23 protein-coding genes are annotated in these 22890 nt (G+C 61.2%); 13 read left to right on the forward strand and 10 right to left on the reverse strand.

Features of this window, described 5'->3' with window-relative positions; translation table 11 throughout:
- Nucleotides 1–43 precede the first annotated feature (43 nt).
- Complete coding sequence (locus tag P3T20_RS02095) at nt 44–1009, reverse strand: sugar ABC transporter substrate-binding protein (protein ID WP_074268995.1); 966 nt, start codon at nt 1007–1009, stop codon at nt 44–46.
- 172 nt (nt 1010–1181) lie between these two features.
- Between P3T20_RS02095 and P3T20_RS02100 the strand changes: the two genes are divergently transcribed.
- Nucleotides 1182–2054 (forward strand): LysR family transcriptional regulator, encoded by an 873-nt coding sequence (locus P3T20_RS02100; protein WP_074268996.1) that lies wholly within the window; start codon nt 1182–1184, stop codon nt 2052–2054.
- Nucleotides 2055–2117: 63 nt separating this feature from the next.
- Here the strand turns inward: P3T20_RS02100 and P3T20_RS02105 are convergent, their stop codons facing one another.
- Entirely contained in the window at nt 2118–2519 is a 402-nt protein-coding gene (locus P3T20_RS02105) for a hypothetical protein (protein WP_074268997.1), read from the reverse strand.
- Between the two features lie 15 nt (nt 2520–2534).
- Complete coding sequence (locus tag P3T20_RS02110) at nt 2535–3251, reverse strand: class I SAM-dependent methyltransferase (RefSeq protein WP_429285902.1); 717 nt, start codon at nt 3249–3251, stop codon at nt 2535–2537.
- A gap of 168 nt (nt 3252–3419) precedes the next feature.
- On the opposite strand from P3T20_RS02110, the gene P3T20_RS02115 reads away from it, so the two are divergent.
- Nucleotides 3420–4463: a rod shape-determining protein gene (locus P3T20_RS02115; protein WP_074268999.1), complete on the forward strand. Its 1044-nt coding sequence runs from the start codon at nt 3420–3422 to the stop codon at nt 4461–4463.
- Between the two features lie 8 nt (nt 4464–4471).
- Here the strand turns inward: P3T20_RS02115 and P3T20_RS02120 are convergent, their stop codons facing one another.
- Nucleotides 4472–5107, reverse strand: coding sequence for a CGNR zinc finger domain-containing protein (locus P3T20_RS02120; RefSeq protein ID WP_429285903.1), 636 nt, complete (start codon nt 5105–5107; stop codon nt 4472–4474).
- Between the two features lie 168 nt (nt 5108–5275).
- Here P3T20_RS02120 and P3T20_RS02125 point away from each other — a divergent pair, with 168 nt between their 5' ends.
- The 4 genes from P3T20_RS02125 (at nt 5276) to P3T20_RS02140 (ending at nt 8958) form a co-directional block, all read left to right on the forward strand.
- Complete coding sequence (locus P3T20_RS02125; RefSeq protein ID WP_429285904.1) at nt 5276–5971, forward strand: alpha/beta fold hydrolase; 696 nt, start codon at nt 5276–5278, stop codon at nt 5969–5971.
- An 81-nt stretch (nt 5972–6052) separates the two neighbouring features.
- Nucleotides 6053–6919, forward strand: a complete 867-nt coding sequence (locus P3T20_RS02130) for an alpha/beta fold hydrolase (RefSeq protein WP_429285905.1) — start codon at nt 6053–6055, stop codon at nt 6917–6919.
- Nucleotides 6920–7003: 84 nt separating this feature from the next.
- Nucleotides 7004–7798 (forward strand): DeoR/GlpR family DNA-binding transcription regulator, encoded by a 795-nt coding sequence (locus P3T20_RS02135; RefSeq protein ID WP_429285906.1) that lies wholly within the window; start codon nt 7004–7006, stop codon nt 7796–7798.
- A complete protein-coding gene (locus P3T20_RS02140) occupies nt 7795–8958 on the forward strand; it encodes an MFS transporter (RefSeq protein ID WP_429285907.1) in 1164 nt (387 codons plus the stop codon). Before P3T20_RS02135 ends, P3T20_RS02140 begins: the two co-directional genes overlap by 4 nt.
- Before the next feature lie 41 nt (nt 8959–8999).
- Here the strand turns inward: P3T20_RS02140 and P3T20_RS02145 are convergent, their stop codons facing one another.
- Both P3T20_RS02145 and P3T20_RS02150 read right to left on the reverse strand, forming a co-directional pair.
- Nucleotides 9000–9632: a septal ring lytic transglycosylase RlpA family protein gene (locus tag P3T20_RS02145; RefSeq protein WP_429285908.1), complete on the reverse strand. Its 633-nt coding sequence runs from the start codon at nt 9630–9632 to the stop codon at nt 9000–9002.
- 74 nt (nt 9633–9706) lie between these two features.
- Nucleotides 9707–10537, reverse strand: coding sequence for an SDR family oxidoreductase (locus P3T20_RS02150; RefSeq protein WP_429285909.1), 831 nt, complete (start codon nt 10535–10537; stop codon nt 9707–9709).
- 111 nt (nt 10538–10648) lie between these two features.
- Here P3T20_RS02150 and P3T20_RS02155 point away from each other — a divergent pair, with 111 nt between their 5' ends.
- Nucleotides 10649–11542, forward strand: coding sequence for a LysR family transcriptional regulator (locus P3T20_RS02155; RefSeq protein ID WP_429285910.1), 894 nt, complete (start codon nt 10649–10651; stop codon nt 11540–11542).
- A gap of 82 nt (nt 11543–11624) precedes the next feature.
- On the opposite strand, the gene P3T20_RS02160 is transcribed toward P3T20_RS02155, so the two are convergent.
- A complete protein-coding gene (locus P3T20_RS02160) occupies nt 11625–12104 on the reverse strand; it encodes a hypothetical protein (RefSeq protein WP_429285911.1) in 480 nt (159 codons plus the stop codon).
- Between the two features lie 91 nt (nt 12105–12195).
- A complete protein-coding gene (locus tag P3T20_RS02165) occupies nt 12196–13155 on the reverse strand; it encodes a LysR family transcriptional regulator (protein WP_429285912.1) in 960 nt (319 codons plus the stop codon).
- A 67-nt stretch (nt 13156–13222) separates the two neighbouring features.
- On the opposite strand from P3T20_RS02165, the gene P3T20_RS02170 reads away from it, so the two are divergent.
- From P3T20_RS02170 to P3T20_RS02190, 5 genes are all read left to right on the forward strand, one after another.
- Nucleotides 13223–13753, forward strand: coding sequence for an N-acetyltransferase family protein (locus tag P3T20_RS02170; protein ID WP_429286183.1), 531 nt, complete (start codon nt 13223–13225; stop codon nt 13751–13753).
- Nucleotides 13754–14061: 308 nt separating this feature from the next.
- The gene (locus tag P3T20_RS02175; RefSeq protein WP_429285913.1) at nt 14062–14655 is read left to right on the forward strand and encodes a cytochrome b/b6 domain-containing protein; all 594 of its coding nucleotides are present in this window, start codon (nt 14062–14064) and stop codon (nt 14653–14655) included.
- A 2-nt stretch (nt 14656–14657) separates the two neighbouring features.
- Complete coding sequence (locus P3T20_RS02180) at nt 14658–15449, forward strand: molybdopterin-dependent oxidoreductase (protein WP_429285914.1); 792 nt, start codon at nt 14658–14660, stop codon at nt 15447–15449.
- A 47-nt stretch (nt 15450–15496) separates the two neighbouring features.
- Nucleotides 15497–16111: a hypothetical protein gene (locus tag P3T20_RS02185; protein ID WP_429285915.1), complete on the forward strand. Its 615-nt coding sequence runs from the start codon at nt 15497–15499 to the stop codon at nt 16109–16111.
- A 274-nt stretch (nt 16112–16385) separates the two neighbouring features.
- Nucleotides 16386–17438, forward strand: coding sequence for a porin (locus P3T20_RS02190; RefSeq protein WP_074269012.1), 1053 nt, complete (start codon nt 16386–16388; stop codon nt 17436–17438).
- A 58-nt stretch (nt 17439–17496) separates the two neighbouring features.
- On the opposite strand, the gene P3T20_RS02195 is transcribed toward P3T20_RS02190, so the two are convergent.
- A complete protein-coding gene (locus tag P3T20_RS02195) occupies nt 17497–20574 on the reverse strand; it encodes a diguanylate cyclase domain-containing protein (RefSeq protein WP_429285916.1) in 3078 nt (1025 codons plus the stop codon).
- 337 nt (nt 20575–20911) lie between these two features.
- The gene (locus P3T20_RS02200) at nt 20912–22546 is read right to left on the reverse strand and encodes a putative bifunctional diguanylate cyclase/phosphodiesterase (protein ID WP_429285917.1); all 1635 of its coding nucleotides are present in this window, start codon (nt 22544–22546) and stop codon (nt 20912–20914) included.
- Nucleotides 22547–22588: 42 nt separating this feature from the next.
- Here P3T20_RS02200 and P3T20_RS02205 point away from each other — a divergent pair, with 42 nt between their 5' ends.
- Nucleotides 22589–22870 carry a hypothetical protein gene (locus P3T20_RS02205; RefSeq protein WP_429285918.1) on the forward strand — a complete coding sequence of 94 codons (282 nt, stop codon included), beginning with the start codon at nt 22589–22591 and terminating at the stop codon, nt 22868–22870.
- Nucleotides 22871–22890: the final 20 nt, after the last annotated feature.

A 22890-nucleotide genomic window follows, 5' to 3' on the forward strand; every position in this document is an offset into this window, starting at 1 on the left:
AGCGGGCGCGTGGCACCGGGCGGCGCCACGCGTTATACCGTTCTTACTTGGTGACCAGATCGACCGGCGTTTCGACCACGCCAGACAATTCCGACTGCTTCTTGTGTTCCGACAGTGCCTTCAAAGCGGTATCGATACCGAATACGGCCTGCTTGGCGGCGTATTGATCCGCCGTCGCGAGGACACGGCCATCGGCGAGCATCGGCTTGATCGCGCTGATGTTGTCGTAGCCGACCACCTGGATCTTGCCAGCCTTGCCAGCTGCACGTACAGCCGAGACCGCACCGATCGCCATGTTGTCATTGCCGCACAGGAGCGCCTTGACATCAGGGTTTGCGTTGAGGATCTGGCTCGCGACCGCGTTGCCCTTGTCGATTTCCCACTCGCCCGATTGCAGCGATACCACCTTCATGCCGCCGGCCGCCATCGAATTCTTGAAGCCCAGCGTGCGTTGCTGCGCGTTGGTCGTCGTCGAGACGCCTTCGATAATCGCCACGTTGTCGCCCGACTTCAGATGCTTGGCGAGGTAGTCGCCTACCTTTTGCGCGCCCTTGGCGTTATCCGGGCCGACGAACGGAATGTTCAGATCTTTCGACTTGAGCACGTCCTTGTCCAGCTGGTTGTCGATGTTGACCACGATGATGCCCGCGTCGACAGCCTTCTTCAGCACCGGCACGAGCGCCTTCGAATCAGCCGGTGCAATCACCAGCGCATCGACCTTCGACACGATCATCTGCTCGACGATACGGATCTGGTTGGCGGTGTCCGTCTCGTCCTTGATACCGTTGGTGATCAGGTCGAACTTGTCCGGATTCTGCTTCTGATAATCCTTGGCGCCGGTTTCCATGGTGAGGAAGAACTCGTTGGCCAACGACTTCATCACAAGCGCGACCTTCGGCTTGTGCGGGGTCTGCGCGAACGCGGTGGACATGGGCAGAACCGACGCGGCCAGGAAGGCTGCACCGACTACGATAGCGCGACGTCGCGCCGGTTGGAAATGGCGAATCATTGATGTGTCTCCTGTTCGCTCGTTCGGTCTACGTACTGATAGCCGCCGAATCGTGTGATGGGTTAGGACGTCACGTTTGCCACCAGATGCTGGGACAAGCGTGAGCAGGTCCAATCCTATCCTCGCGATCTCGGTTATGCTATGCCAAATTTCAAAATCGGGCGTTTCAAAAATGGAACACGTGGACTGGGACGATCTGAGGATTCTGGTGGCCATCGCGCGCGGCGGCACCATGCGCTCCGCCGCGGCGGCATGCGATCTGAGCGCGCCCACCCTCTCGCGGCGCCTGACCGAGCTCGAGCGCCGGCTGGGCGAACCGCTGATCGACCGGGTGCCGTCGGGCTGTACCGTGACGGCCTTCGGCGCACGGGTGCTGGCGTGGGCCGAGCAGATGGAAGACCTCGCCCATCAGATCGAGCGCGCCGCGGACGTGACCGGCAGCAGCGGCCCGCACGGCACGGTGCGGATCAATGCGGTCGAGTGGCCATCGTACATTCTGTTGAAGCTGCTTGGCTCGTTTCAGGAGCGGCTGCCCGGTCTTCAGATCGAAGTGCTGACGTCTCGGCGGCCTTATAGCCTCGCGCGGCGCGAAGCCGACATTGCACTGTGGTCCGAGTGTCCGGAAGAAGGCGACCTGTATGTGCGCCGGATTGGCCGCATCCGCTTCGGGCTGTTCGCTTCGCGCGATTACTATCTGCGGCACAAGGCGGCCATCGCCAGAAAGGAGTGGGACAAGCTGTCGTTCGTCGGTTATGACGACCGGCAGCCCGATCATCCCGCCACGCAATGGCTGAAAACCCTGACCGGCGCGCCGGCGCCCTCGCTTCGAAGCAGCTACGGCATGGGGGTGTTCGATGGCGTGCTGGGCGGCTCCGGGCTCGGCGTGCTCGCCCAGCTCGCGGGCGACACGACGAGCGATCTGGTCTGCGTGGAGCGGCACATCAAGCCGCTCGACCAGGACGTGTGGATGGTGCTGCATCCTGCACTGCGCGACAGTGAGCGCATCCGCACCGTGGCGAATCTGATTGCCGAGATTTTCCGCTAGGCATGGGGTTGACCCGAAGGCCGGATCGAACTGGCCGCATGAGATCCCGGTGTGACAGGCTGGTTATTCCTGACGCTGAACGATCCGGCCGTCGGCGAGATCAACCGTTTCGCCAACCTTGAGCGCCTGTACCTGCTGGACCTGTTCCGCCGAGAAGCGGTGCTCGGGGTCATGGAAAACGTGCAGCGGATAGACAAACGTCCCCTGCTTCCAGTAGCGGCGGTCGAAGGTCACGGCGAACTTCTTCTCGCTCTGCCTGACCGGCGTAAGCGAGGTCAGCTTCGCGCGAAACTTCACCACCTCGCCGCGGACGAGATCGCGCTGCGACGCCACCATCATCCCGACTTCGCTTGCGGGATCGTTGGCCTCCGGGCAGTTTTCCGCCGCCTGGACAGCAGCCTCACCGGCCTGAACCAGTCCTTGCAACCACCGCTTCGTGTCGGACAGCGGGTTATCTTCCATCATGATTCGCATTTCCTGTTACTGACTCAATTTGCTAACCGGTGCCTGGACCTGGGCCTGGACCTGCGCGTGAAAAATCACCGACGCGGGCTTGCCGGTTCTCGGGTCCAACGGCTCCTGCAATGCACGCAGGACGAGCCCGCTATCGCGCATCAGTTCGACCCATGCCTGCAAGGTACGGAAGTACCACGGCGGGGCGTCGGTAAATGCCGGGCCGAAGCCGGCCCACGAACCCGTGCGCCAGCCATCAACGTACGGCAGATCGCCGCACGAAACAAGAGGATGGAGCGTCTGCACAAGCAGGCTCCCATCTGCTTCGAGCAGCGTTGGCATGATCCGCAGCAGACCCTCTACCGATTCCTTGCCGAGCAGCGAAAAATTGCAGACTACGACATCGGCGCTCGCTTTGAGCTGCCCTGTAGCGATCTCTTCGTACGACTGAACCCTGCCATCGATTACCCCCGCCTGCTTCGCTGCAGCCACCAGTTCAGGCACCACGTCCACCGCCGTCACGCCGATCCCGCGTTGCTGCAACGCGAGCGCTAGCCACCCCTCTCCGCAGCCGAGGTCGATGACAGTCCTGGGCTCGCAAGCCAGCACCGCATCCACGATGGCCCGATCCGTAACCAGACGGCGGCTTTCGATTTCGCGGGCACGTACTGCCTGTGTCCACGGCGAAGCATTGTGCCGCCACGAGTCGATGATCTTGCTGTCGCTCAGAGGGTCGAGGTTCATGGGTCGTTCCAACGACAAGTCAGGCCGTATCCTACCTCTCGCTGCGCAAGTGGCGCATACACCGCTGCGTCCCCGGGATGGGGAAACTGTTATTCTCTCCTCTCCCGACTGCCGCATGGTCGCATGTGATGGACCAACCGCCTGGCATCAAGCCAGACAGGACGTTGAATGTTCGGTTTTCTGCGCAGCTTCTTCTCCAACGATCTGGCGATCGATCTCGGCACCTCAAACACGCTGATTTACATGCGCGGCAAGGGTATCGTCCTCGACGAGCCATCGGTCGTGTCCATCCGGCAGGAAGGCGGCCCGAACGGCAAGCGAACCATTCTCGCGGTCGGCAAGGAAGCCAAGCAGATGCTGGGCAAGGTGCCGGGCAACATTGAAGCCATTCGCCCGATGAAGGACGGCGTGATCGCCGACTTCAACATCACCCAGCAGATGATCAAGCAGTTCATCCGGATGGTGCACGCGCCGCACATTTTTGCGCCGTCGCCGCGCATCGTGATCTGCGTGCCGTGCGGATCGACTCAGGTCGAGCGTCGCGCGATCAGGGAAGCGGCCCACACCGCGGGCGCGGCAAAAGTCTATCTGATCGAAGAACCGATGGCCGCCGCAACCGGTGCAGGCCTGCCCGTTTCCGAAGCCACCGGCTCGATGGTGGTCGATATCGGCGGCGGCACCACGGAAGTCGGTGTGATCTCGCTCGGCGGCATCGTCTACAAAGGCTCGGTGCGCGTGGGCGGCGACAAGTTCGACGAGGCGATCGTCAACTACATCCGCCGCAACTACGGCATGCTGATCGGCGAGCAGACCGCCGAAGCGATCAAGAAAGGCATCGGCTCCGCGTTTCCCGGATCCGAAGTCAAGGAAATCGAGGTGAAGGGCCGCAACATGTCCGAAGGCATACCGCGCAGCTTCACCGTTTCCAGCAACGAAATCCTCGAAGCGCTGACTGATCCGCTGAACCAGATCGTATCGGCGGTCAAGATCGCACTCGAACAGACCCCGCCGGAACTCGGCGCCGATATCGCCGAGCGCGGCATCATGCTCGCCGGTGGCGGTGCGCTGCTACGTGATCTCGACCGGCTGCTCGCCGAGGAGACCGGCCTGCCTGTATTCGTCGCCGAGGCGCCGCTGACCTGCGTTGTGCGAGGCTCCGGCATGGCGCTCGAGCGCATCGACAAATTCGGCGACGTCTTTTCCTACGAATAAGCCGATGCTTACTGGCTGAGTTCCTGAGCCTTGAGGCGCTTGCGGTGGGCCGCAACCTTCGCGCGGTTACCGCAGAGCGCCATGCTGCACCAGCGGCGCGCGTGACCTCGCGTGTGATCCGCAAACAGCAGCGTGCAATTCACCCCTTCGCACGCTTTCACCAGCGTGAAGTCCTCCTCGCAGACGAGTCTGGCCAGCGCTTCGGCCACCGGCATCAGCAGCGACTCGGCTGACTGCCAGCGCCGCTTCGCGCGAAGCTCGAAAGTCGTCACGCCATCCACGGTGTTCGCGTCGATTTGCCGATGCTGTTCGTCACGCTCCAGCAACTGATTCACCGGTTCGAGCTCGCGCAGATCTTTGGCGCTCAGAGGCCGTCCCTTGTGCTGCTTCACGAATCCCCTGAACCACTCGCGCAACTCGCGCGCCTTCGCTGCCACCTCATCGAGTTCGGCAAGCGTCGAACGGCGCCGGATGGCTTCGAGTGCTTCACGCGGCACAAACGCTGCCTGGTCCAGCCAGGCCAACAGGCCCTCGCCGTCGCTGATCCAGTCAACTTCCTCATCCACCGGCGTCGCCACCGAATTCAGAAAATCCAGTCCGGGCGCGTCGGCCAGGAACATCGCGGGTATTTGGCGGTAGTCCATCTCTTGTGACGAATACAGAGTGACGATAGACACATCGTAACCACTAAAAAAGCTCTTGACAAGTTACATCTGCACTTTGTAACCTATATATACGCACTAGACAGGTTACAAAGAGACGTCGATGTGTGCGCACCCAAGCGGCACCCACTATCTTGTAAGGAGCGAAAAATGGCGATTGGCAACGTAAGCGTGGTGCTTGTGCACGGCGCATGGGCAGACGGTTCGAGCTGGAGCAAGGTCATCGAACGTCTGGAAGGACAAGGCATCCGCGCGGTCGCGGCACCGTTGCCGCTTACGTCGCTGCAGGACGACGTCGCGGCGCTGAACAGAACACTCGAGCGGATCGACGGTCCGGTTGTGCTTGCCGGACACGCTTATGCCGGCGGAGTGGTCGGGTTGGCGCGCGCAGACAACATCAAGGCGCTGGTCTATGTGGCGGCTCTGGCGCCCGACGAAGGTGAAACCGTTGGCGAGGTGTTCTACCGCGCTGAACCGCATCCGCAGGCGCCGAAGCTTGCACCGGACCAGCACGGTCTGATCTGGCTGCCTGGCGATGCCTTCCCGGCGGCATTCGCACAACACGCGGCTTCACAGGAACTGACGGTGCTCCGCGCGGTTCAACGGCCTATTTCGGTTGCCTGTATTGGCGAGCCGGTGGGACGTCCGCTTTGGAAGGACGTTCCGAGCTGGTTCCTGATCGCCGAGCAGGATCGCATGATCAGTCACGACACCCAGCAGTTCATGGCGCAGCGGATGAACGCGCGGGTGCATTCGTACCCGGTCGATCACACGCCCATGATCACGGCCCCTGACGCCGTGACGAACGTGATCGTCGAAGCGGTCAACGCAGTATCGGCTCAATAAAGACGCGGGCCACATTCGTATTCGTGCACATCCCCTGCTCTGCACCGCAGGCAGACCGTTGATTCATTCAGGAGAAAACTCATGTCATCTATTAGCTATCGTTCCGCCGACGTAGACGGCGTCAAGGTGTTTTATCGTGAAGCCGGTCGTCAAGGCGCCCCGAAACTGCTGCTTCTGCACGGCTTTCCGAGTTCGAGCCACATGTTTCGCGATCTGATTCCGAAGCTGGCGGACCGCTTCCATATCGTCGCTCCGGACCTGCCGGGTTTTGGGCAGTCCGACATGCCGGCTCGTGAAAGCTTTGCGTACACGTTCGACCACATTGCAGAGGTGATTGGGCGTTTCACCGAGGTGATTGGCTTCGACCGCTTTGCCATGTACGTATTCGATTACGGCGCGCCAACGGGCTTCCGGCTTGCCGTCAAGCATCCCGAACGGATCGCCGCAATCATCTCGCAGAACGGCAATGCGTATGAAGAAGGGTTGAGCGACGGATGGAATCCGATCCGCGCCTATTGGAAAGAGGCTTCGCCGGCTAATCGCGAAGCGCTTCGTGCGCTGCTGACACATGAAACGACCGTATGGCAGTACACGCACGGTGTGCCGGACGCGTCACTCGTGTCACCCGACGGCTACTCGCTCGACGAGTTTTATCTGAGCCGTCCGGGTGCAGATGAAGTCCAGCTGGATCTGTTCCGCGACTATCGAAGCAATGTGGCGCTGTACCCGGCGTTCCAGCAGTATTTCCGCACCCATCAACCGCCGCTTCTCGCGGTGTGGGGGAAAAACGATCCGTTCTTTCTGCCCGCTGGCGCCGAAGCATTCCGGCGCGACCTGCCGGCGGCAGTGGTGCGCTTTCTCGATACCGGGCACTTCGCGCTGGAAACGCATGCTGCGGAAATCGCTGCGGCGATTGGCGAATTCCTGAGTGCGCAGGAACATTCCTGAAATTCAGTCGTTGCCGGCGATTCTCGTTTACGATACATTATGCTCGTTTATGATCGATTCACCCAACCGAGCAAGGATCGCCAGATGCAACGAAGCCGACAGGACGCCATGGATGGGCTGCTGCCCGACGAGCGCGAGCAGCTCATCCTCGAGCGTCTGCGAACCCAGGGCCGGGTGCTGGCATCCGAAATCGCGGCCGAACTCAACACGTCGGAACACACCGTCCGCCGCCACTTGCGCGACCTCGCCAGCGCGGGGTTGTGCAAGCGCGTGTATGGCGGCGCCCTGCTGACTTCGCCGTCTAATCTGAACGCTTCGACGCGTATGAAGGCGGATGTGGATCGCAAGCAACGCCTTGCCCTTGCTGCTGCGTCGATCGTGCAGCCCGGGCAGGTGATCCTGCTGGACGCGGGTTCGACCAATGTTGCGATCGCGCAGGCGCTTCCGGACAACGCAGGGCTGACCGTCGTGACGAACTCGCCAGAGGCTTGCCTGCGTCTGCTGGATCGGCCGGGTTTCGACATCGTTCTCATCGGCGGCAGGGTCGGCGGCGATGTCGCGGGCGCGCTCGGGTCGACCGCGCTGCTGCAGGTCCAGCAGATCAAAGCCGACGTCTGCTTCCTGGGCGCGTGCGCGCTCGATCCCGTCGAAGGCATTGCCGCCTTCAATGCCGAAGATGCCGAACTCAAACGCGCCATGCTCAAATCGAGCAGCGTGCTCGCGATTGCGATGACGACCGAGAAGCTGATGACAGCGGCGCCTTTCGTTGTCGGGCCAGCGTCCGCCATCGACTGTCTGGTCGTTGAAGCCGATCTTGCCGCGGATCGCATCAGCGAACTCGAAGAGGTCTGCGACAACGTGATGGTGGCAACATCATGAAGCCGATCAGGGAACGCCTTGCGACTCTCGCCGTTTTTCTCGCGAACGGCTTTGGGATCGGTGCGTGGGCGGTCGAAATTCCGCGCATCAAGGAGCACCTCTCGCTAAGCGACAGTGCGTTGGGGATAGCGCTGTTCTGTTTCGCGCTGGGCGCCATCGTCGCCATGCCGCTTGCGGGCAGGCTCGCTCCGCGCTTCGGCAGCGGCCGGGCAACCGCACTGCTCGGCGTGGCGTTTTTTATCGCGCTGCCACTACCCGCGTTTGCGCCCAATCTTCCATTGCTCTGCCTGGTACTCCTTCTGCTTGGCGCGGCAAATGGTGCTCTGGACGTTTCGATGAACGGTCACGCAAGCGCGATCGAAACGCAGTGGCGCTCGCCGATCATGTCGTCATTCCATGCTGCATGGAGCGCAGGAGGCCTAACCGGTGCGGCGACGGGCGCGCTGATACAGAAGTGGGGCTTCGGCGCCGCCGGCGGTCTGTTGCTTCCCGACGCTTTCATTGGAGCGCTGATTGTCGCGGCGGCAGTTCTCGCACTGCGCGATGTCGGGGTCCGCGCAAGCAAGGCAGCCGGTGGCTTCGCTTTACCAGACGCAAGTGTGATGAAGCTCGCTGCGTTGGCCTTTCTTTGCATGATGGTTGAAGGCGCCGTGGCCGACTGGAGCGCCGTTTTCCTGCGCTCTGTCCTGAATCGGGAGGCGAGCGTTGCGGCCATCGGATATTCTGCTTTTGCCTTCTCCATGGCGGCGTGCCGTGTGATCGGCGACGTGTCCGTGCGTCGACTGGGCGCGAGTACCGTGGTCGGACTCGGTGGTTTTCTGGCAGCAAGCGGCTTCGCCCTGGTACTGGGCTTACCCAATGTCTGGACCGCCGTCGTCGGGTTCGTGCTTGTCGGTCTTGGCCTCGCCAATATCGTGCCGGTCATTTTCAGCGCTGCGGGCCGCTCGGCTGCGACACCTGCTGTCGGCGTATCGATGGCAGCCACTGCAGGTTATGCGGGTTTTCTGGTGGGGCCACCGTTGATTGGATTCGGCGCGGGTTTCGTGGGCTTGCGGCTGGCGTTGTGTGCGCTGCTGATTGCAGCGCTGATCGTCTGCGCTGTGGGTGGCAGGGCCGTGCGGAGTGCGGGGATGTCGACTCGTCTGGCGACGTCGAAATAGGATGCGCTAGCGCCAATCCTGCTCGACAGTACAGCGCCGGCTCAGTTGGTGATACGGCCATCCCGCAAGTCGGCCGACGGTTGGCCGCGCACGTTTTCCGCCACGCCTGAACCGGCCTTGACGCTGCCGTCAGGCTGCGGCACTTCAACCGGCTTGACTTCGACGGGAGCCGTGCCGTTCTCCTTCAAACCCAGCTTATCGGCAGTCTGGGGAGACACATCGACGATTCGGCCCTTGACGTAGGGGCCCCGATCCCTGATTTCGACGACCGTACTGCTGCCGTTTTTCAGATTGGTGACTCGAGCCTTGGTGCCAAGCGGTAGCGTTTTGCTCGCGGCGGAATTCGATTGCGGATCCATCGGCATACCATTGGCCATCTTCTTTGTGTAAAAGTTACGGCCGTAGTAAGAAGCCTTGCCCTTGCGAGTCTTGCCGGAGAGATCGAGATGAGGCTTGTGAGTTGCGCTTGGGTTTGCGTTTGCTCGGCCGGCATTCGCTGATACCTGCTTTTGCGCTGAAAATGCCGTGCTGAAACAGCATGACATCACCAGAAACAGAACCGGTCCGAGCGCATGCCTTCGGACCGGCGTCCATGGCTCCTTCAGGCCCACCGTGTCCGCGTCAGGGAGAAAGCCCAGTGGCCGATTCTCCCTGGTATGAAGATTACTTTTCACCTGCCACTCCTCTTCAGCCTGACGAAAGCGGCGGGCACCGGTTCAGCTATCAGGAGCGCTCCGGTCAACAGACCTTAGTTATCCCGATCGACGGAGAGCGCCAGATCTTTCTGTGCCTCCAGCGACTGTAGCCGCTCGGCCAACGCCTGGCTGATCGAGGCGTAGGCGGTACTGCCCAAGGTCAGCCGCAAAGGCGGCCGATCTGCATCGACCGCGTCAATCATCGCATTGACCGTTTTGGCAGCATCGCCCTTGAGAACGAAACTTCCGGAAGACACCGCCTTGCGCACTTCACCGGCTGGTGTACTGTCGTAGCAATTCATGGGCCGCGCGTGCTCCAGACCCTGGCGAAAGTTGGTGAGAGTCGGCCCCGGTTCGACGATCAGAAAATCGATGCCGAACGGCGCGACCTCCTTGGCAACGGATTCGACGAAACCTTCGATCCCCCACTTGGTGGCGTGGTAAAGACTGAAGTTTGGATAAGCGATTTGTCCACCCTCCGACGACACCTGAACGATCCGCCCTCCACCTTGCTCCCGCAGATACGGCAGGACTGCGCGGATAAGCTGGATCGAGCCCGCAAGGTTGGTCGCGATCTGCCGCTCGATCTGCGCGTCGCTTAGTTCTTCGGCAGCACCGAAGAGACCATAGGCCGCGTTGCTGACCACCACGTCGATGCGCCCCATCCGTTCGAAAGCATCTGCAACGGCGCCTCTGATTGCCTCGACATTGGTCACGTCGAGCGTGACGACATGCAGGCGATCGCTGTGCCGGGCAAGTAATTCGTCCAATGCTCCGGGTCGCCGCAAAGTTGCAACGACGCGGTCCCCACGCTCCAGTAAACGTTCGGTGAGGATGCGGCCGAGGCCGGTGGATGTTCCCGTAATGAACCAGGTTTTGGCCATGATGCGCCTCCAGTGAAGAAAAGGTGTGGGCTGTAGGGATCCATGCTATGGCGCTATCATTGTTGCGACAATCACCAATGAATGGCATGAGCAAGTGAAAATAGGCCACCAATGAACAAGCCGACACTGAGCGATCTACGCGCTTTTATGGCCGTTGCCGAACACCGCAGTTTCCGGCGCGCGGCCGACCTGCTTGGAATCACCCGCTCAACGCTAAGCCATGCCGTGCGTGGATTGGAGGACAGCGTGGGAGCCCGTCTGCTGCACAGGACGACACGCAGCGTGTCGCTGACCGAGGCAGGCGAGCGCCTGCTGGGCCGTCTTGATCCACTGATGAGCGATCTCGACGCCGCACTGGAGGAAGTCGCAGGCGAGCAAGGTCACACGACCGGTACGCTGCGGATCAACGGCGGCGAAAACGCCATTCGATTATTGCTTCAGACAGTTGTGCCGGAATTCCTGGCGCGCTATCCCGGCGTGGAGTTGGACCTGGTAGCGGACGGACGACTGGTGGACATTGTTCAGCAAGGCTTCGACGCAGGCGTGAGATTGGGAGAGGCTGTGCCCAAGGATATGGTGGCGGTTCGGCTTGGACCTGACATGCGCTTTCTCGCGGTTGCTTCGCCGGAATATCTGGCGGCTCATCCGGCGCCCAAAACACCCGATGCACTCATGCAGCACCAATGCATCCGGCAGCGTCTGCCTAGCGGCAAACGCTATCGTTGGGAGTTTCTCAAGCGACGGCAAGAAGTGGCGATAGACGTTCCAGGCGCGTTGACGCTGGACAATAACCAGTTGATCGTCGAAGCCGCGATGAATGGGCTCGGTATCGCGTATGTTCCGGAACCCTATGCGCGTGCGGCATTGCGCGATGGGCGACTCGTTCCGGTGCTGGAGGATTGGTGCCCGACGATAGCTGGCCTGTTTCTTTACTTTCCGCGCACCCGCCATATGTCGACGAGCTTGCGGGCGTTCATCGACATGGTGCGGGCGGTTACCGGATGAGTTCTCTTTCGCAGACCGCAACGGCAATGGTCATATGAAACAGCCCGCACCCAACAGCAGCGGGTTGGTAAAACAGCGCGTGTCAGTGTGTATTTCTGACCGGATGGAGCGCAACTGCGGAGACGTGGTCGCGGCGTGTGCGGCGCACCGCGTGCATCTTCTGAAGGTGTCGCAGCGTTGTACGCGCCGCTCTCACTGCATCGGATAAACGCTCGACAGCGCCCGCAGTGAAGATGAGGAACAGTGCGCCAATAATGACCGCATACGCAGTGACCGACATCACCGCGAAGCGTGCATTTTCGTCGTTGCTGTGCGACGCCCAAACATCAGGCAAATGCAGCAGGATGAAACCGGCCCCGGCAGCAAGCGATGCCCATAACGAAAACACGGCGATGGAAAAAAGAAAGTAGCAGACGCTGCGTGTGACTCTACCGGTGACGCGTACATAGCTCATGATCGACTCCAAGAAAGTCGCCCCGGCGTTCTTACCGGAAGCAACCGGCCCTGATGCCTCAATTACGGCAGTCCGAACTAATGACTTTAGGTCGAACAACCGTTTCAAGTGCGGTGAACAGCCGGCGCGGACCGCCCGTGCTTTCAGACGCGATGTCGATTAAACATATTATCTGGCAGTCCAAAGATTCGGAGGGAAGCTAATCCTCAGACAAAGTCCGGAACGATTTTAGGATCTCCGCAAGGCCGCCATACAGACGCTTGTCGCGTCTCACTACCGCAACCAGTTTGCGATGAAGACGCGGGGACAAGGATCGAACCACCATCCTGCTTCCGGACTCCTCGTTGCGGACCGCGAGTGCGGGAAGGATCGCGCAACCGAGACCGGCTCCGACCATCGCCTTGGTCGCTTCCACACTTCCCAGCGACATCACAGGCCTGAGCTTCGTACCGCTCCTCGCAAACCATTCGTCGGTAATCCTACGGGTATGGCCACCGGGTTCGAACAGAATGACGGGCCGGGTGGCAAGCGCGGCGGCGGTGATACGAGTCGGCAATTGCATGCCTGATGGGGCCACGAGAACAAATTCGTCATCCATGACCGGCGCAATGTGCAGGCTGCGGCTCGATACGGGCATCGTCACGAGCCCGACGTCCAGGATATTACCCTCGACCGCCTTGACGATATCCGCGGTATTGCCCGTCGTGACCGTGATTTCGAGGTTCGGAAATCGTTGGCGCAGATTGGTCAGGATAGGCGGAAGCAGAAAGATGCAGGCCGTCGCGCCGGTGCCGATGCGAATGCGCCCCACGCCCTCCTTCGCATGACGGAAAACGGCGTTCACTGCCGAGGTGACCGCTGCATCAATTCCCGCGGCATGTGCCAGTAGCTCCTCCCCTGCGACCGTCGCTCTCGCTACGCGCCCGACGCGCTCGATCAACACTGCGCCGAGGCTTTTCTCGAGCTGGCGAATCTGAAGGCTCACGGCGGGCTGAGTGAGCCGGAGATGATCGGCTGCAGCAGAAAAACTACCGCGCTCGACAACGGCAACGAAGGTCTTCAGGTAGTCGAGATTCAAGCTCTTCATATCAAAGAATTCCTTATCGATTGCATACGATACCAAATCTTCCTTTATATCTACGATCGGGGCATCATGCATGTCGAACGTATGGGTTGAGCCGCCCGTGACGTGTCTCCTACATCGAGGCTCAGGAGTGAGGTAAATGGTGGAATCAGAAGTTGAGAGTGCAATTCGGATTCGCGACGCGGCGACAGCCGACATGGCAGCCGTGCAGGCCATCTACGCGTACCACGTGTTGCACGGTAGTGCCTCGTTCGAAGAGACGCCCCCTTCCGCCGACGACATGCTCGGACGCCGCGACGCGGTGTTGAAGGCGGGGCTTCCTTATCTGGTGGCGCAGAGGCAGGGCCGTGTAGTTGGCTATGCGTACGCGACTCCGTATCGGCCGCGTCCGGCATATCGCCACACCATCGAGGATTCGATCTACGTAGAACATGGGCTCGACCGTCTCGGGATCGGCCGAGCGCTGCTCGCGGAATTGATCCAACGGTGCGAGCAAGGACCATGGCGGCAGATGCTTGCCGTTGTCGGCAATAGCGAGAACACGGGATCGCTTGTGTTGCATGAACGTCTCGGCTTCCGCACAGTGGGAACGCTGAAATCGGTCGGATTCAAGTTCGGCCAGTGGGTCGACACTGTGCTGATGCAACGGGAGTTGGACTCTCACCAGGAATAGGCGGTCGACCCGTCTCCGAAGTCTTCTTTTCATGCCACCGGTGCCCTCGACAGCGCGCACCGGCCGGCGCCGCGCACCTGACACAAACACAAGCACGATGCCGTGGGTCGGTCATTTGACCGATACCGCTGTCGTGGCGCGCCTGCGATCCTGTCGTCAATCCAATCCACCTGGGCCAGACAGCGCAAAACTCCGCTTTCTTGACTGCACCGTCGCGCCAAGGTCCCGGCACGCTGAACTACGTCTTATGCAATGCACACTCGCCGCCCCATTCCTGTTTGCAAGTGCCAATCGTTCGTGAGGTCGCTTTGAATCACGCCACTATTCACCCCGTGTGGGTTCGCATTTTTCACTGGATTAATGCCGCCGCTGTTATAGCGATGTGCCTGAGCGGTTGGGCGGTGTACAACGCGTCCCCGATATTCCCGGCGTTCAGGTTTCCGGCGTCCATTACGCTGGGTGGCTGGCTAGGTGGCGCGCTGCTCTGGCACTTCGCGGTCATGTGGTTGCTGGTCGCAAACTTTCTCGCGTATCTGGGACTGGGCCTCGTAACGGGGCGTCTGCGCAAGAAACTCTTCCCGGTCAGCCCGCGTGCAATTGCCTCCGACCTCGTTGCAGCCCTGCGAGGCAAGCTCAATCACGGCGATCTGAGCCGTTACAACGCCGTGCAGAAGTTCGCCTATCTCGTCGTGATCGTGGATATCGCGCTGGTCGTGCTGTCGGGATTGACGATCTGGAAGCCCGTTCAATTTCCGCTCCTGCGCACGGCGATGGGTGGCTTCGATAACGCACGCACCGTTCACTTTGCCGCAATGAGTGTACTCGTCGGCTTTTTCGCGGTGCACGTCGCGATGGTCGCTCTCGTCCCGCGTTCTTTGCTCACCATGATTCGAGGCCGGTAACCATGAATTCCCGAAAAGGTCACCCGACGCCCGCGCCGGCATACCGGCCCGACGCCCAATCGATCATCAAAGACGCACAGAAGGAGCTCTCATCGTCCTCACGGCGTTTGTTTGGCAAGCGGATCCTCACGCTGGGCGGCTTGATGCTCCTGTCGGGTTGCGATCTGACGAACGACAAATCCGTCGACACGATGCTGCGCCGAATCTCCTCCTTCAACGACGACGCTCAGGCATTGCTGTTCGATCCGCGCAAGCTGGCGCCGACGTACCCGGAATCGATGATCACACGGCCATTTCCGTTCAATGCTTACTACGACATTGATCAGGTGCCGGATGTCGATGCACAAACCTACCGTCTCGAACTGAAAGGACGGGTCAAGGGCAAAGCCGACTGGAAGCTCGACGAACTGCGTGCGTTGCCGCAACAAAGCCAGGTCACCAGGCATATCTGCATTGAAGGGTGGAGCGCAATCGGCAAGTGGGGCGGAGTGCGATTCGCCGACTTCCTGCAGCGAGCCGGAGCCGATACCACCGCGAAGTACGTTGCACTGCACTGCGCCGACAACTACTGGACGAGCATCGACATGCCCACTGCACTTCATGCGCAGACGCTGCTCACGCTGACCTATGACGGCAACACCCTGCCTGCGAAGTACGGCTTCCCGATGAAGCTTCGGATGCCTACCAAACTGGGCTACAAAAACCCGAAGCATATCGTCGCCATTACCGTCACAAACGAATTTCCCGGCGGGTATTGGGAAAACCAGGGTTACAACTGGTTCGGCGGCTCCTGAACCGCGAACCGATGATTTTTAACTGCAATCAACCACACGGAGCACCTATGTCCATTCGTCTCAAACTCGCTGTTTCAGCTGTCGCATTGACGCTCGCTGGCGCTGCATTCGCTCAATCCTCCGCCAACAAGCCCGAACGGATCAGGGGCGAGATCGTATCGCTTTCTGGTAACACCTTGCAGGTCCACCGGCGCAGCGGCGATACAGTCAACATTGACCTGAAGGATTCGACGGCGCTGAATGCCGTGAAGGCAATCCAGCTTTCGGATATCAAGGCCGGCTCATACGTCGGCGCGGCGGCGATGCCGGGCCCGGACGGAAAGCTGGTCGCCAAGGAAGTGCTGGTCTTCCCGGAGGCCGCGCGCGGCACCGGAGAGGGTCACTACGCGTGGGACCTCGGTGCAAACAGTTCGATGACGAACGCCAACGTCGACACTGTTGTGGAAGGTACGAGCGGACGCGACCTGAAGCTTTCGTATAAAGGCGGCAGCAACACCATCAACGTGCCGGCCGACGCTCCAGTCGTGACGGCCATTCCCGCGACCCGCGACGACCTGACTGCGAACAAAAAGGTATTCATCGTGGCAATCCCGGCGAAGAACGGCTCGTATGACGCGAATGTGGTCGTCGTCGAGAAAGATGGTGTAGTACCTCCCATGTAATTCCGGACCGGGACGCGATCACCTTTCTGTTGTAGTCCCAGGTTATTAAAGAGTCCTGGACCACAGAAAGGGGATCGCGTTGTCTCCCGCTTCGGCTCATCAAGGATGACCCAAGCGCCATATCTGATGCATATGGATAGTGCATCACATATGTATTTTACATTTACATCGGCCGCCTCTACGATTTGCTCCATTGCGTTGTTTGCCCCCTGCCTGCCGCAACATCACCCGGCTTGCGACGCAAATGAAAACAGCAAATCTCAGGAGACAGTCAGTGAAAAAGAAATGTCTTGTCGCCGCGCTCGCGGCGACCGGATGCGCCTGCGCGCACGCCCAATCGTCCGTGACCCTCTACGGCGTAGTCGACACCAACATCGAATATCTGACTCATGCAAGCGCGACGGGTGGGTCGCTGGTTCGGGAAAATTCAGGTGGACTTAGCAACTCGCGGTTTGGTTTTCGTGGCACGGAAGATCTGGGTGGCGGCACCAGCGCGTGGTTCGTACTGGAAGCCGGCTTTAACAGCAACGACGGCACGCCTGCCACCGCCGGTACGCTGTTCAACCGCACTGCAGCGGTGGGGTTGTCGAACGCCTTGGGATCGCTCTCGGCCGGCCTGCAATATACGGCCATGTACGACACACTCGAAAAGTACGATCCGATGGGTTACGCGCCTCAGTACACGTGGTTTCCCACCACCGGATCGTCGGACGACTTCTCCTACAAGGCGCGCCTCAACAATTCCGTGAAGTACGTAGGGCAGTTTGGCGGACTAAAGGCGATTGCCGATTACAGCTTCGGCGGCGACGCAGACTCGTTCCAGAGCAGCGCGGCCTATGGCGGTTCGCTGGAATACAGCACCGGCACGTTCGCGGCAGCGGTGGCTTACGATTATCGCAACGGCGCGATCACTTCGACCGGCACATGGACCAAGACGCGCAACCTCAGTTTCTCTGTCCTGGAGCATATCGGCAACGGTGAAATCATGGGTGGCTATGAGCACTACCTGAACGATCCGACCAAGGGCTCGACGGTTTCGGCCGCAATGTGGTTTGGCGGGGTGCGTTACCGGTTCGTACCAAGCTTCCAGCTAACGGCCGGCACCTACTATCAGTCCAACAAGACGGCGAACGTATCGAACTCGTGGATGGGCGTGCTAAGCGGCGACTATTCGCTATCCAAGCGCACCGATCTCTATGCGACCGTGGCGTATGCCGCAGCGACACGCTATGCGAATGGGACTTACACGCCCATTGGCGTAACGGACGCCACTGCCTTTGCGTCCAATCAGACAGGTGTCACGCTGGGTATCCGGCACCGCTTCTGAACGTTGTGCGCGGTGGGCCGGGCAGTCGCCATCATTCAGGATGCCTGACTTGCTCGACTCAACGGTCCACCTCGAAAGAATCGCCCGCCCAGCGCCAGGCGCTGCGGCCGGCCTCTTTCGCCGCGTAGAGCGCCATGTCCGCGGATTTATACAGCCCCTGGGCATCCCGTGAGTCCTGTGGACAACGCGCAACACCGATGCTCGCCCTGACCTCCAGCGAAAGGTTGCGGTACGGAATCGGTTCAGCGAAGGTGGCGATGATCCGCTCGCACACCTCGGCCACCGCATCGCGCTCGCCTGGATCTCTGAGCAGCACGGCGAACTCGTCGCCGCCAAGGCGCGCGACAAGATCGATCTCGCGCGTGATCAGCCGCAGACGCGAGCCAACGGCCTTCAACACCACGTCGCCAGCATCGTGGCCGTGGATATCGTTGATCGGCTTGAAGCGATCGAGGTCGACCAGCACAAGCGCGAATTCCGCGCCGCGACGCGCCTGCTCGATCAGGAGTTGCAGATCGTCGTTGAAATGCCGCCGGTTCGCGAGGCCCGTCAGACTGTCGAAGTAAGCCAACTGCTCGAGCCGCTGTTCGCTGGCCTGCAATTCCGCCGTGCGGCGCACCAGCTCATCGGAACGTTGCTGGAGTTCCTGGGTCCGCTCCGCGATCACCGCCTCCAGCGTCAATGCACGTCGCCGCAGCAGGCGCATGCGCACGTGCATCAGCAGGCCGAACAGCGCCAGCAGCAGGAGTGCCATGATCACGCGAAACGTGGTCCTCTCGTACCACGTCGGCACAACGTGGACGGGCAAGCTCACCGACTCGGTCCATTGACCTCCGGCACGGTTCGACGCCCGCACCTGCAGCGTGTAATTTCCGGGCGGCACATTCGTATAGTGCGCGACGCGCTGCTCGGCGGATGACTCGGTCCACGTGTCCTCCAGGCCAGCCAGGCGATAGGAGTAGCGCGTGCGTTCGGGGGCCGAGTAATCGAGCAACGCGAAAGCCACTTGCACCGTGCGTTGTGAAGGGCCGAGCCTGAGCCCGGATGGCGGCAGCGGCCGGCCATCGGCATCGGTCAGCACGATGGAAGCCTTGAAACGTGCGGGCTGGAATTCGCTCGGATGCACGATGGTCAAACCGTTGCCGCCGAACAGCAGATCGCCTTGCGGTGTCGTCCCGGCCGCTGAGGTCCAGTACGGCAGCAGCCCCACCCCGTCGGCCTGCTGCAGCAGCGTCGTGGTCAGCGTGTTACCGTCGATGCGCAGAATGCCGCTGTCGGTGCTGACCCAGGCGTTGCCCTGCTCGTCGAGCAGCAGGGCATTCGCGGCGTTTTTCTGCAGACCCTGATCGTGACCGATGCTGTCGATTCGCGCAGGCGCGCCGCCCACCCCGGGATCGACCACACGCACGCCTCCGCCATAGAAGGCAATCCACAGCCGCCCGCGCTTGTCCTGCACAACCGAAGTCACGTGGGTGCTGGGCAGGCCGACACGCCCAGGTCCCTCCGGCCAGGGCCGCTCGAGACGGCCGGTTGCCGGCCAGTACCGCGCAAGTCCTGTCTGCGTGCCGACCCACAGCGTCCCGTCTGCGCCGGCGCTGAGGTTCGTGATGTCTTCGCCCTGCAGGCCGGGGACACTGTACGCCGTGGCGCCTTGCGCGGACAGGTCGACATAGCTCAACCCGTCCGTACCGCCGATCCAGAGCTTGCCATCGGCGAGCGACACCGCCCTCACCAATGCAGTGGGCGAAATGCCGGGGAACTCCATCCGCTCGACACTGAGACCGTCATCGCGCGTTTGGTACAAACCCTTAGCAGTCCCGATGTAGACGCTGCCGTCCGGTGCGCGTGCCATCGAAAGCACTGCGCCCCTGGGAAGCGCGGTCCGCGACAGACCGTCCTCCGCCGTGAGACGCCGGCCGTGCTCGCGGTCAGGCGGGACGATGTCGACGCCGCCGATATCGGCGCCGAGCCAGACGCTGCCGTCGGGCTGGACAAGCACCGCCGTGACCTCTGCCCGCTTGCCGCCGAGCAGGTGGCCGTCGCTGCCGTACCACGTGGATATCGCCCGCTGGGAGGGATCGATCGAATCGAACACATTCGGTCCGCCGGCCCACACAAACCCACTGCGATCGCGCAGTAGCGCCGCCACGTCGTCCTCGCCCAGGCTCCCTGGAATCCCGGCATCGTGGCGCAGACGCCGCGTCGCCCAGCTGCGGGTGTCGACCTGCACGATGCCCTGGGCCCACGTGCCGAGCCACACGTGACCGTTACCGACATCGACGATCGCGCCGACCCAGTCGGTCTCGACACCCTGCCCGTCGCTACGTTCGCTGTCGCGCAATTGCTGCGCCGTCGTGGCACCTGGTTCGATCACGAAGGCACCGGTCGCTCGCGTCCCGACCCAGACCCGCCCTTCCCGGTCCTCCGCCAGTTGCCAGACCTCGATAGCGGCGCCCGTCAGGCTCGTCGCCGGCACCGCCACAAATGCCTGTGCGCCGGCACGCAATACGTAGATTCCGTCGAGCGTGCCGGCCCACAGGTTGCCGCCGCGATCGACGAGGAGCGCGCTGATCCGGTGCGCGGGCAGGCCAGCGGGGATGGCCCCACCGCCTGCGCGCCGCACCTTGCCGGTGTTGAGATCCAGCCGGTCGAGGCCGGCCTCCGTGCCCACCCAGAGGCCGTCCGGGCCGTCAGGGGCAAGGGAGAATACGCGTACGCTGCTCAGGCCCTGAGGGCCCGCGCCCAGCGTAGAGAAGGTGCCAGCTGCCTTGTCGAGTCTTGCGAGACCGCCACTGTCTGTGGCCGCCCAGAGGCGGCCCTCGCGGTCCTCATACAGCGCATTGATGTAGGAAGAAGGCAAGGTGCCAGGCTTGCTCGGGTCGGCAATGTAAGTGCGGAAGCGATAGCCGTCCCAGCTGGCGAGACCGGTTTGCGAGGCGATCCAGATCAGGCCGTCCCGGTCCTGCAGCATTGCCGTGGGCGTAATGTCGCTCGGCATTTCGACATGGCGAAAAACCGGCGTCGATCCATCGTACCAGGCATCGGCTGCTCTGGCGGGCGGTACAGCCGCGACCATCTCCACGCAGACGAGAAGGCAACTCAGGATACGCAACGAATGGCGCCTCCACTTATGCATGGAATTCTGGTCCTCGATAGGTCGTTCGCCGCGCAATGCCGGCGCGCCGCATTCGTGCCACGCGATATCTAACTAAATATCGGCAAACGATGCAGCTACTTTAGGTTTCCTCATAAACATGACGCATGGGTTTTGCTGCTCATTCAGAACGACTGATCAATACTCTTCTATTACGATCCGAAGGCGGGCAGAACACCTCATGGCTACTCTCATACACCACGACGCATGTAAACGGCAGCATCGCACTGCAACTTGAGGACTTTTTGCGTAAGGATTGCCTGAAAACAGGGTAGGCAAATCAGGCAGTGGACGGCGCATGCGCGCCGTTAGCGATGGCCTAGCCTTTGATCACACCGTCGGCGGCGAGCCGCTCTTCCCGGTGCGCGATGGTCTCCGCCCGCTCCGGCCTGCCAAGCAGGTAGCCTTGCGCGTGGGTACATCCGCAGCCGCGGACGAAGTCGAGTTGTTCGGGGGTCTCGATACCTTCCGCGGTAGTCGGCATGCCCATCTCCCGCGCCAACGCCACGATCCCGCGAACCACCGCCGCGGATTCGCGCCGGTGCACGGATTCCTTGACGAAGGAACTGTCGATCTTGAGTTCATCGAACGAAAAACGGACGAGCGTCGACATGGTTGAAAAGCCGGTTCCGAAATCGTCCAGCGCCAGCCCGATACCTAATGCACGGAGCGTAGCGACGTTGCGCCGGGTCGCGATGTCGTCGCTTAGCAGCACCGTTTCGGTCACCTCGATATTCAGGCGCTGCGGCGGCAACTTCGTTTTATGCAGGATCGACTCGACCGTCGCAGCGAACGACTCCTCGCGCAATTGCACAGGCGAGACGTTGACCGCAACCGTGACCGCATCGCGCCAGGTGACCGCTTCCATGCACGATTGCCGCAGCGCCCATTCACCCAGTTCGAGTACCAGGCCCGTGCGTTCGGCCGTGGGAATGAATGCGATGGGCGACAACTCGCCGCGCGTCGGGTGGGTCCAGCGCAGCAACGCCTCGCGTCCGGAGAGGGTCCCGTCGCTAAGATCGATGATGGGCTGATACTCCATCCGCAAGCCGCTAAAAGACTGCATCGCGCCTTCGAGGTCGCTGCGCAGGAGACTCAGACTTTCGTCGGAGGCGTGCTTGTCGGCATCGAAAACGGCAAAGGCACTTTTGCCATTACGTTTGACCGCGTACAAGGCGCGATCCGCGCATATCAGCAATTGCGGCCCGGTTTTGCCGTGCTCCGGATAAAGCGAAATACCAACACTCGCGCCAATGTGGACGCGTGCCTCGCTCAGCACGAACGGCCGGGCCAATGCCTTGACGATGCGATCGGCCAGCACACGCACATCATCGATCAGGGAAGCACCATCGTGGATGGCGACGAATTCGTCCCCCGCCAGGCGTCCGACGATACCGCCGGCCGGCAGGATATCGCGCAGCCGTATCGCCGCTTCCTGCAGGATCTGGTCGCCCGCAGCGTGTCCAAGACTGTCGTTGATCGCCTTGAAGCCGTCGAGGTCGATCAGTAGAACAGCGAACGATTGATCGTCGACCTGCTGCACGGTCCCCGTGCGCTCGAGCAGGAGCTCGCTGATGCGTGCGCGGTTGGGCAAGCCAGTGAGACTGTCGTGGCGCGCCAGACGGTGGCTGTTTTCGCGTGCCGTCAGCAACGCGACGGTGTCGCGGTTGCTACGCAGGGCGACGGTAAAGAAGCCTGCCGCGCAGAATGGCGCCTGAAACAGCAGGACGAGCTTGCCGGAGCCGGGAGAGAGTGCCGCGCCCAGACCGAGTAGCCCGAGAATGAGGGTAATCTGAATCAGCACAAGGTGGGGAATGCCGGCATTGCGACCTGCCAGGCCGCCTATCACGCCGACGGCGCAAACATTTCCGAGCAGGAATAGCGTCGGGTCGCCGCTGACATTGCATAGAAGGCTGCCGAAGCCGAACAGCGCGCTCCAGACAATGCTCGCCAACAGAAACGCGGAGGTGGGCGTAGGCTCGCCGCGGGCACTACGTTGGCAACAAACGTAAATCAATACCAGCCGGGTAAACAGCAACGCGAGGACAGCAAGTCCCCAACCGGCATAAAGCGCAGTCCGATGGAGGTAAAAGGCGGTGGCGCAGACACTGATTTCACAAATCGACGCAAAAATAATGGATGCCGTTCTGGTGAACAGATTGGCAAGCAATATTTGCCGATTTTCGGCACTCAGATTTTGAGCGGAAGAGACAATCCACTTGAAAAATGGAGACCTTGGTTCGCTGAAAGCCATGACCTGCGCATTTTTGACGGTTAGCGGAACGACGGAGGCTACAG

This window comes from Paraburkholderia sp. GAS206C, from assembly GCF_050435645.1.
Taxonomy (GTDB): Bacteria; Pseudomonadota; Gammaproteobacteria; order Burkholderiales; family Burkholderiaceae; genus Paraburkholderia; species Paraburkholderia phenazinium_B.

Bases quoted from the DNA above. Each gene is read 5' to 3' on its own strand.
- P3T20_RS02140 (WP_429285907.1), top strand. From the start codon at position 7,795: ATGAAGCCGATCAGGGAACGCCTTGCGACTCTCGCCGTTTTTCTCGCG.
- P3T20_RS02150 (WP_429285909.1), bottom strand. From the start codon at position 10,537: ATGGCCAAAACCTGGTTCATTACGGGAACATCCACCGGCCTCGGCCGC.
- P3T20_RS02165 (WP_429285912.1), bottom strand. From the start codon at position 13,155: ATGCATGATGCCCCGATCGTAGATATAAAGGAAGATTTGGTATCGTAT.
- P3T20_RS02185 (WP_429285915.1), top strand. From the start codon at position 15,497: ATGTCCATTCGTCTCAAACTCGCTGTTTCAGCTGTCGCATTGACGCTC.
- P3T20_RS02095 (WP_074268995.1), bottom strand. From the start codon at position 1,009: ATGATTCGCCATTTCCAACCGGCGCGACGTCGCGCTATCGTAGTCGGT.
- P3T20_RS02115 (WP_074268999.1), top strand. From the start codon at position 3,420: ATGTTCGGTTTTCTGCGCAGCTTCTTCTCCAACGATCTGGCGATCGAT.
- P3T20_RS02105 (WP_074268997.1), bottom strand. From the start codon at position 2,519: ATGATGGAAGATAACCCGCTGTCCGACACGAAGCGGTGGTTGCAAGGA.
- P3T20_RS02120 (WP_429285903.1), bottom strand. From the start codon at position 5,107: ATGGACTACCGCCAAATACCCGCGATGTTCCTGGCCGACGCGCCCGGA.
- P3T20_RS02125 (WP_429285904.1), top strand. From the start codon at position 5,276: ATGGCGATTGGCAACGTAAGCGTGGTGCTTGTGCACGGCGCATGGGCA.
- P3T20_RS02100 (WP_074268996.1), top strand. From the start codon at position 1,182: ATGGAACACGTGGACTGGGACGATCTGAGGATTCTGGTGGCCATCGCG.
- P3T20_RS02130 (WP_429285905.1), top strand. From the start codon at position 6,053: ATGTCATCTATTAGCTATCGTTCCGCCGACGTAGACGGCGTCAAGGTG.
- P3T20_RS02110 (WP_429285902.1), bottom strand. From the start codon at position 3,251: ATGAACCTCGACCCTCTGAGCGACAGCAAGATCATCGACTCGTGGCGG.
- P3T20_RS02180 (WP_429285914.1), top strand. From the start codon at position 14,658: ATGAATTCCCGAAAAGGTCACCCGACGCCCGCGCCGGCATACCGGCCC.
- P3T20_RS02195 (WP_429285916.1), bottom strand. From the start codon at position 20,574: ATGCATAAGTGGAGGCGCCATTCGTTGCGTATCCTGAGTTGCCTTCTC.
- P3T20_RS02155 (WP_429285910.1), top strand. From the start codon at position 10,649: ATGAACAAGCCGACACTGAGCGATCTACGCGCTTTTATGGCCGTTGCC.
- P3T20_RS02135 (WP_429285906.1), top strand. From the start codon at position 7,004: ATGCAACGAAGCCGACAGGACGCCATGGATGGGCTGCTGCCCGACGAG.